Origin of the sequence: Helicobacter apodemus, from assembly GCF_000765745.2 — a bacterium.
GTDB lineage: Bacteria > Campylobacterota > Campylobacteria > Campylobacterales > Helicobacteraceae > Helicobacter_D > Helicobacter_D apodemus.
The window spans coordinates 1-354 of record NZ_JRPC02000132.1 but is presented as its reverse complement, the minus strand read 5'-3'; the positions used below and the strand labels follow the sequence as shown (position 1 = coordinate 354).

General features: G+C 28.0%; 1 pseudogene. It reads left to right on the top strand.

The features are described from left to right. Positions 1–142: 142 nt before the first annotated feature. Positions 143–354, top strand: a pseudogene (locus LS72_RS10625) (hypothetical protein); the annotation flags it as partial.

The following is a 354-nucleotide window of genomic DNA, read 5'->3' as shown; positions in this document are numbered from 1 at the left end:
GGAGTAGGCTGTAAGCAAGTATATTTACCTCATTTATTCTCTCATTATTATTCAATCTCTTTTTTAAAGTAGTCTATAAGCATAAGCTAAAAGATGATTTCCATTAAAAATTAGTAATTAAAACTTAACAAAAGGAGCTAAAATGGCTAAAGTCAAAGCAGGACAACAAGAACAAGAAATTGTTGAAACAAATAATCAACCCATAAGACCTACACAAAATAATAATCCACCATCAAGACGAAGTATTATTGAAGCAAATCAAAAACGCAAAATGGCAATCATTGAAAAGAATATTAATGCAGAAGTCTTTATCCTTAAGTCTTTAAATGCTATAAAAATCTTTAAAGAATTAAG